Source organism: Saccharopolyspora elongata (genome assembly GCF_004348985.1).
Classification (GTDB): domain Bacteria; phylum Actinomycetota; class Actinomycetes; order Mycobacteriales; family Pseudonocardiaceae; genus Saccharopolyspora; species Saccharopolyspora elongata.
In genome coordinates, this window is sequence record NZ_SMKW01000165.1 from 1 (window position 1) to 7,995 (window position 7,995).

Annotated in this window: 7 protein-coding genes; 3 read left to right on the forward strand and 4 right to left on the reverse strand. The window is 70.5% G+C overall.

Annotated elements, in window-relative coordinates; translation table 11 throughout:
* Nucleotides 1-71: 71 nt before the first annotated feature.
* The 4 genes from E1288_RS45470 to E1288_RS45485 form a co-directional block, all read right to left on the reverse strand.
* Nucleotides 72-452: a transposase gene (locus E1288_RS45470; protein WP_235884278.1), complete on the reverse strand. Its 381-nt coding sequence runs from the start codon at nt 450-452 to the stop codon at nt 72-74.
* 373 nt (nt 453-825) lie between these two features.
* On the reverse strand, nt 826-1,626 hold the full coding sequence (locus tag E1288_RS45475) for an HAD hydrolase family protein (RefSeq protein ID WP_235884279.1): 801 nt from the start codon (nt 1,624-1,626) through the stop codon (nt 826-828).
* A 52-nt stretch (nt 1,627-1,678) separates the two neighbouring features.
* Nucleotides 1,679-2,335, reverse strand: coding sequence for a response regulator (locus E1288_RS45480; protein ID WP_132495461.1), 657 nt, complete (start codon nt 2,333-2,335; stop codon nt 1,679-1,681).
* Nucleotides 2,336-2,371: 36 nt separating this feature from the next.
* Nucleotides 2,372-3,595, reverse strand: coding sequence for a sensor histidine kinase (locus E1288_RS45485; protein WP_235884280.1), 1,224 nt, complete (start codon nt 3,593-3,595; stop codon nt 2,372-2,374).
* Nucleotides 3,596-3,823: 228 nt separating this feature from the next.
* Between E1288_RS45485 and E1288_RS45490 the strand changes: the two genes are divergently transcribed.
* The 3 genes from E1288_RS45490 (at nt 3,824) to E1288_RS45500 (ending at nt 7,822) form a co-directional block, all read left to right on the forward strand.
* Nucleotides 3,824-5,377, forward strand: a complete 1,554-nt coding sequence (locus E1288_RS45490) for a dynamin family protein (RefSeq protein WP_132495463.1) — start codon at nt 3,824-3,826, stop codon at nt 5,375-5,377.
* Nucleotides 5,378-5,502: 125 nt separating this feature from the next.
* Nucleotides 5,503-5,841: a nucleotide exchange factor GrpE gene (gene grpE / locus E1288_RS45495; RefSeq protein WP_132495465.1), complete on the forward strand. Its 339-nt coding sequence runs from the start codon at nt 5,503-5,505 to the stop codon at nt 5,839-5,841.
* A gap of 127 nt (nt 5,842-5,968) precedes the next feature.
* Complete coding sequence (locus E1288_RS45500; RefSeq protein ID WP_132495467.1) at nt 5,969-7,822, forward strand: dynamin family protein; 1,854 nt, start codon at nt 5,969-5,971, stop codon at nt 7,820-7,822.
* The last annotated feature ends 173 nt before the right edge of the window (nt 7,823-7,995 follow it).

The following is a 7,995-nucleotide window of genomic DNA, read 5'->3' on the forward strand; positions in this document are numbered from 1 at the left end:
GTCCCGAGCCGACCGCGGCTGCCCGGCCGCCCCGAACGGATTCCCTTCCTGCTGCTGCGGATCAGTCGTGGTCATCTGCGTACTCCATCAACTATCGGATCTTGTACACAACCCACCTGACACCCCCCATCCGGGCGCAGCCACGGGCTGACATCCACCGCCAACACCAGCCGCCCATCGGTTGCTCGGGGCAACGGAACGCCGGCCAGCGTCGTCCGCAATCGCGCGACGTCGATGCGGCCGCAGTTCATCGCGTCATACAACGCGCCGTGTCCGCGCCGGTGCTCCGGCGCCAACGACAACCCGACCAGCGACCGGACCGGGCCGTCGGTGCACAACACCGCCTCGGCCAGTTCGAACAACGCATCCACCCGCGCGGTCAGACACTCGTAGAACTCCTGGCGGAACCTGACCAACTCCCCGAACGCAGCATCACGATCGGGATCATGCACACTAACCATCGCAGCCCTTGGATCGATCTTTGTTCTGTCGCAAGACGAATGATCAACCAAGGGCTGCCTTCATGACCAATCGGGGTGGGGCCACCAACCCCGAGGTTAAAGATCAAGCTAGAGAGCCTGTTTCCAAACTCGGTTTGCATGGCGGTGCTGGTGGCGGCCCCCCTGCGGGAGTTACAGACGCCGCCTGGCTGCGGGATCCCCGACTTATGTATGCCCAATACACGGCATCGGGGCTGTCCTCGCCAGGCGACGTCTGAGAACCCGCGGCGGTGCGAGTTGCGTAGGTGGGCTAAGCGGCTTCGCCGCTTCAAAGAACAAAGCCCGCGTTACCTCCAAACAGCCCCTCAGGGGTGTCCTGGAGATCTCACCGGAACCAGCGGTCCAGGACCGCTGCCAGCCCGTCCTCGGCGACCGGCCCGGTGACCTCGTCGGCCGCGGCGCGCACGATCTCCGCAGCCTGTCCCATCGCGACGCCGTGCGCCGCCCAGCGCAGCATCTCGATGTCGTTGTCCCCGTCACCGGCGGCGAAGGTGTCCTCGCTCGCGATGCCCAGCTCGGCGCGCAGCTTCTCCAGCGCCGAGCCCTTGGTCACGCCTTCCGGCACCACGGTGACCCACGGCTCGTAGTGGTCCACGGTGTAGGTGCAGTTGGGCAGCCGGACCCCGGTCATCGCCGCGATGAGCTCGGCGGGCTCGTGATCCACCCAGTTCGCGATCAGCCGCGGCACCGGGTGGTCGACGAGTTCGTCCAAGGTGGCCAGCTGCTGCGGTCCGTGCAGCTCGTCCTCGGAGAACTTGCTGGTCACCAGGCTGCCGACGCCGATGTCCTCGCTCGCGAAGATCGCCCCGGGCAGCCGCCTGGTCAGTTCGGCGAGCACCGGCCCCGGTTCGAACGTCTCGATCGACACGGGTTCCCGCGCCGCCACGTCGACCCGCACCGCTCCGTTGGAGCACAACGCGACTCCGCTGGTCAGTTCCAGCTCGTCGAGGATCGGCAGGGTGCCGAGCGTGCTCCGGCCGGTCGACACCACGACCTGGGTGCCCGTTTCGACCACGCGGCGCACCGCGGTCTTGACCGCGGCGGAAATCGCTTGGGTGGCGGGGTCGAGCAGGGTTCCGTCGATGTCGAGGGCGATGAGTCGGGGTTTCCACGCGGCGTCGCTCACCACCGCAGGCTAGCCGTCCACCAGGGCGTTCATGGGTGGCTGGAGGCGCATTTCACGCCTCACCCGGTTTGACCAGACCGGTTTCGTAGGCGAGCACCACGGCCTGCACCCGGTCCCGCACGTCCAATTTGGACAGGATGCGGCCGAGGTGGGTCTTCACGGTGGCCTCGGACAGGAACAGCGTGCTCGCGATCTCGGCGTTCGACAGTCCTTTCGCGACCAGTACCAGCACCTCGCGCTCCCGCTCGGTCAGCACGTCGAGCACCGACGCGTCCCGCAGCTGGCCGCCGCGTTCGCCGAGGAACCGGTCGAGCAGCCGCTTGGTGACGCTGGGCGCGACCACCGCGTCGCCGCTGGCCACCGAGCGCACCGCTGTGACCAGGCTCTCCGGCGGGGCGTCCTTGAGGAGGAATCCGCTGGCTCCGTTGCGCAGGGCGGAAAGCGCGTACTCGTCCAGGTCGAAGGTGGTCATCACCAGGACCTTCGCGCTGTCCGCCGCGACGATCCGGCGGGTCGCCTCGACGCCGTCGAGCACCGGCATCCGGACGTCCATCAGCACCACGTCCGGCCGCAGCCGCTCGGCGAGCTCGATCGCTTCCTGGCCATTGCCTGCCTCGCCGACGACCTCCAGGTCATCCTGCGCGTCGAGCACCATCCGGAAGCCCATGCGCATCAGTTCCTGGTCGTCCACCAGCAGCACCCGCACCATGCCGTACACCCTATCCGAGCTGGGGTTTCGGATTTCTCAGCGACCTTTCTCGGCCGATGCCCCAGGCTGCGCGCCCGGATCGAGCGGCAGCACCGCGTGCACCCGCCAGCCGCCCTCGGGCCGCGGGCCGGCCTCCAGCGTGCCGCCGTAGACCGCGGCGCGTTCCCGCATGCCGATGATCCCGTTGCCGCCCGAGGCCAGCCCGGACGGCTCCTTCCGGATTCCGTCGTCCAGCACCTCGATCTCGATGCGCTGCCCGTCGTTGTCCACCCGGACCGAGGCCGTGGCGCCCGTGCCGCCGTGCTTGACCACGTTGGTCAGCGACTCCTGCACGATCCGGTAGACGCTGAGCCCAATCCTGGTCGGCAGCCCGGTGAAATCGCCGGTCAGCTCCATCGACACGGCGAGCCCGAGCCCGCGCACCCGGTTCACCAGGTCGCTGAGGTCCGCGGCGGTGGGCTGCGGGATGCGGCCGGGGTCTTGCTCGTCGCTGTCGCGCAGGACGCCGAGCAGGCTCCGCAGTTCGCCGAGGGCCTCGCGGCCGGTGCTGCCGATCGCCTGCAACGCGCGCTCGGCGAGATCCGGGTTGCTGCGCAGGGCGTATCCGGCGCCGTCGGCCTGCGTCACCATCACGCTGACCGAATGCGCCAGCACGTCGTGGATTTCCCGGGCGATCCGGTTGCGCTCCTCGGCGACCGCGATGCGGGCCTGCTGATCGCGTTCGACCTCCAGGTTGCGCAGCCGTCTCTCCACCTCGGCGTGGTACGCGCGGCGGGCGCCGATGAACTCGCCCAGCACCCAGCAGAAACCCGCCAGCATGACGAAGAAGAGCACCTGGACGAAGATCAGCTCGGCCAGGTTTCCTTCCCGCTGGCCGCCGGTGAACAGCCGCGCCAGGTAGAAAGCGCCGGTCAGCGCGGTGTAGAGAGCCGCGATCCGGCGTCCCTCGCAGGCGACCAGGGTGTAGATCATCATGCACGGCGCGATGAGGGCCACGGTCGAGCCCGGGCCGGTGTTGACGACCGACATGATCGCCATGCCGAGCAGCGCGACGTACGCCGACCGCACCGGCCAGATGCGCCGCACCGCCAGCGGCACGGTCAGCAGCACCCCGGCCACGACGTACAGCCAGGCGGGCATGCCGATCGAGGGCTTGCCCTCGACGTCGAGCTCTCCCAGGTGCACGAGCAGCATGAAGGTGGCGATCCCGCTGTCGCCGACCAACGGGCGCGCCCGCAACCAGAGGCTCAGTTTCCGCACTTAGCGAGGTTATGCGCCGCATACGTGGTCCGGCGTCATCCCACGGGCTCGACCCGGGTCAGCCTCAGGTCGCACCCGCGTGGAGACGTCCGGGTGTGCCTAGGCACGGGCGGGGATCCGGTCGTGGCCTGCTGGGCCGGTCCGTGATCGCGCGCACTTGGTCCGGTTCGGTGTGGGTGCGTGGCAGGATGTAGCGCGCAGCGAGTCGCACGATCGGGAAGGTCGGACTTGAGTACGGCAACCGAGCAGCAGCACTGGCCTGGCCCGTTATCCGCGGCGGTCGCCCGGCTGTGCACCGGGTTGCAGCCGCAGGTGTCCGAGCGGACCGCGGCCGGCTTCGCAGAGGTGCTGCGCAGGCTCTCCGCGCCGCTGCAGGTGGCCGTCGCGGGCCGGATCAAGTCCGGCAAGTCCACGCTGGTCAACGCGCTGATCGGGCGCCGGGTCGCGCCCACCGACGTGGGCGAGTGCACCCGGCTGGTCACCCGCTTCCAGTACGGCACCGTGGACCGCGTCGAGGTCGTCTTCCACGACGGCAACAAGCAGGCCGTGCCCTTCGACGCCGACGGCGGCATCCCGGCCGACCTGGGCGTGGACATCGACGAGGTCTCGCATCTGGAGGCCTACCTGACCAACGCGGTGCTGCGCGACCTGACGGTGATCGACACCCCCGGGCTCGGTTCGCTGGACGCCGCGTCCGTGGCGCGCACCGAAGAACTGCTGGGCACCCGCAAGGACGACGCCGACGACGCCGCCGACTCCGATCTCGATCCGGTTTCGCGCAACGCGGTCGCGGGCGCCGAGGCCGTCCTCTATGTGGTGACGCAGGGCGTCCGGGCCGACGACGAGCAGGCCCTGGCCGCGTTCACCGCCGCCACCGCCAGCCGCGAGGCCGGGCCGGTCAACGCGATCGCGGTGCTGAACAAGGCCGACACCATCGAGCCGAGCTCGGTCGAGGACTCGGGCGGCGAGGTGTGGAAGGCCGCGTCGCTGCTCGCGGAGAAGCAGGCCGAGCTGCTCAAGCCCAAGGTCGCCGACGTGCTGCCGGTGATCGGCCTGCTCGCGGAGACCGCCGAATCCGGCGAGTTCACCGCCGCCGATGCGGAGGCGCTGCGCGGCCTCGCCCAGCTGGACGAGGCGACCCGCGAAACCCTGCTGCTGTCCGCGGACCTGTTCACCAGCTGGGAGTGCGACGTGCCGGCCGGCACCCGCAACCGGTTGCTGGAGCGGATGGACCTCTTCGGGATCCGGAGCGCGCTGGAGGCGATCGACGCCGACCCGGAGATCACCGCGGGCGCGTTGCGGCGTCGATTGCTGGATTCCTCCGGGCTGGCTTCGGTGCTGAACCGGCTGGACACGGTGTTCCGGGCGCGGGCCGACGGGATCAAGGCCGCGGCAGCGCTGGCCTCGGTGACCGCGCTCGCGCACGCCTCCGGCGACCAGGGCGAGCGGCAGCGGGTGCACGACGCGATCGAGGTGCTGCTGGCCAAACCGGAGGCGCACCAACTCCGGGTGCTGGAGTCGTTGACGCTGGTCGCGGCCGGTGCGGTGGCGATGCCTGCGGACCTGGCCGAGGAAGTGATGCGGGTCGGCAGCAGCAACGACGTCGGCGAGCAGCTCGGCCTGCCCGGTCGGCCCCGCAACGAGCTGACCGACTACGCGCTGGAGCGGGCGAACTGGTGGCGCTCGTTCTCGTCGTTCGGCGCCACGCCCGCGCAGAGCCGCATCGCGCACGTGGTGCACCGGGCGTACTTCCTGATCTGGCAGCAGTTGCGGTCCGGGTGATGGCGATGCGTGGCTGGCGACGCAAGAATTCACCTGAAAGTGGAACCGGTGGTGTTCCCGACGCGTCCGATCCGGACGAGGGCACGGCAGTTGCCCCGGACGCCGACGCAGAGGTGGGAACCGACATGACCGCCGTGACCAGCGATGTCGTCATGGATCAGCTGGATCGAGCGCTGACCGAGCGGGCGACGCTGATCCAGCTGTGCATGTACGCGATGGACCGGGCGCGCAGCGCGGGAGTGGTGGAGCGGCTGTCCGAGGGGCTCAGCGGCATCGGCGTTTCGGCGCTGCGGCCGGACGGCACCCGCTTCGACCCGGCGCACCACGAGGCCGGTGGCATCACGCCCACCGACGACCCGGCCCTGGACGGCGTGATCGCCGAGACCGAGGTGCTGGGCTTCGCCGATCGGGACCGCGTGCTGCGAGCCCCGGTGGTGACCGTTTACCAGCTGCGGCAGCAGTGACAGCCGCGGAAGCCGCGACGTTTTCGCGCGAAACCGCCGCCTCTCGTGAGGGGAGTCCGCCGGTTTCGCGCGAAAACGGCGGACCGGCCGAGGGCGACCACGTCGGTGTTCGAGAGGAGCGAGGCGCATGACTGCACCGGGCGTCGCGGTCACCGTGGGCCTGCCGCAGCAGGTCAAGCAGGCCAGGGAGAAGCTGCAGGCGTTCCTGCGGGAGGCCGACCCGACCGCCGCGGAGTGGGTCGAGCAGGTTCGGCGCGGCCGCCAGAAGACGCCCAGCGTCGTGGTGGTCGGGGAGACCAACCGGGGCAAGAGCTCGCTGGTCAACGCCCTGCTGGAGCACCCGGGACTGTCCCCTGTGGACGCCCAGGTGGCCACCGCCACGTACCTGGAGTTCACCCACGGCGAGCAGTGGGCTGCGCACGCCTGCTACCCCGGCCAGCAGGAGCCGGTGCCGTTCGACCTGGCGGAGCTGCCGAACTGGGCCAGCGCGGGCCGCGAACTGCCCGAAGGCCAGCTGCCGCCGCGCTACGTGCAGATCACCGCGCCGCTCGAGGCGCTGGCCAGGGTGACAGTGGTGGACACCCCGGGGGTCGGCGGGCTGGACGCCCTGCACGGCGAGCTCGCGATGGAGGCGGCGGCCTCGGCGACGGCGCTGCTGTTCGTCGTCGACGCGTCGGCCCCGTTCACCCGGGGCGAGCTGGAATTCCTGCAGAAGGTCGCCGAGCGCGTCGAGACCGTCGTGTTCGCGCTGGCCAAGACCGATCAGCACCGCGGCTGGCGGCAGGTCCTGGAAGCGGACCGGAAGCTGCTGGCGGAGCACGCGCCGCGGTTCGCCGAAATGCCGATCTTCCCGGTGTCCGCCCGGATGCAGGAGCTGGCCGAGAAGGCGCCCAGCGAGCAGGCCGCGGACATGCTGCGTGAGAAGTCCGGCATCGTCGAGCTGCGCACCGAGCTGGAGCGGCTGATCGGCGGGCGGGCCGCGATGCTCGGCGAGGCCAACACGATGCGGGCACTGTCCACTGTGCTCGGTGAGCTGGTCGCGAAGCTGTCGGCGGAGAAGCGCGCGCTGACCGTCGGCGAGGACGAGGCGGAGTCGCTGCGCGCGCGGCGCGACGAGCTGTCCACCGCGCGGCGGTCGTCGACGCGCGGGTGGCAGGTGAAGCTGCGCGGCGAGATCCAGCGGACCCGCGTCGAGACCAGCCACGAGGTGGCCCGCCAGGTGCGGGAGGTGCAGAACTGGTTCCGCCGGGCCATCGACAGCGCCGACCGCAACCAGTTGGCCGAGCTGCCCCGCCACGTCGACGCGGCGTTGCAGATGGCGTCGACCCGGGTGGCGGCGACGCTGTCGGCGCGGCTGGCCGCGGTCGCCGAGCAGTCTTTGAAGGAGCTGTTCTCCGCCGAGGAGCTCGACGTGATCCGCTCGCAGTTCGCGCGCGGAGCGCAGGCGCCGATCGCGTTGCGCCCGCCGGACAAGCGGCCGCCGACCGCGGAGGACAAGCTCCTGGTGTTCATGGGCGTCTCCGGTGGGCTCGGCGTCGGCCGGGCGGCCGCGATGCCGCTGGCGGGCCTGGGCATCGCGGCGCTGAACCCGGTGGTGCTGCCGGTGACGATCGTGCTCGGGCTCGGGGCCGGTTGGTGGATGGCGCGGACCCGCAAGCACGCGGCGGACAAGCAGCACCTGAAGCAGTGGCTGACCGAGGCCATCGCGGATGCCCGCTCGGCGTTGGACCAGCTCGTGGCGGAGCAGCTGATCGAGGCGGAGCAGCAGCTGTCGCTGGCTCTGGACGACGCCCTGACCAGGCGGATCGAGGCCATCGAGGGCGAGCTGCGGGAGGTGGACAAGGCGCTGAAGATGGACGCCGCGGAGCGCAGCCGGCAGCTGCAGACGGTCAACCGGCGCCTCACCGAGGCGACTGCCGGGCGGGAACGCGCCGAGAACCTCCTGGGCAGCATCCGGAACCTCCGCGACACCGCCTCCTGAGCCTGGGCCGTGGCGCTGCCTGCGGAGACCGCTCAAGTGACCTGAACGCACAACCGAGCCTGAAACGTCGTTGCGGTGCCGGTGACCGGGCGCGTGGGGTCGGGGGTATCGCGCCCGGTCACCGGGGTGGGCCGGTGCGGGTGCTGTCTCTTATATACATCTGACGCTGCCTA

Bases quoted from the DNA above. Each gene is read 5' to 3' on its own strand.
- E1288_RS45480 (WP_132495461.1), bottom strand. From the start codon at position 2,335: ATGGTGCGGGTGCTGCTGGTGGACGACCAGGAACTGATGCGCATGGGC.
- grpE (WP_132495465.1), top strand. From the start codon at position 5,503: ATGACCGCCGTGACCAGCGATGTCGTCATGGATCAGCTGGATCGAGCG.
- E1288_RS45500 (WP_132495467.1), top strand. From the start codon at position 5,969: ATGACTGCACCGGGCGTCGCGGTCACCGTGGGCCTGCCGCAGCAGGTC.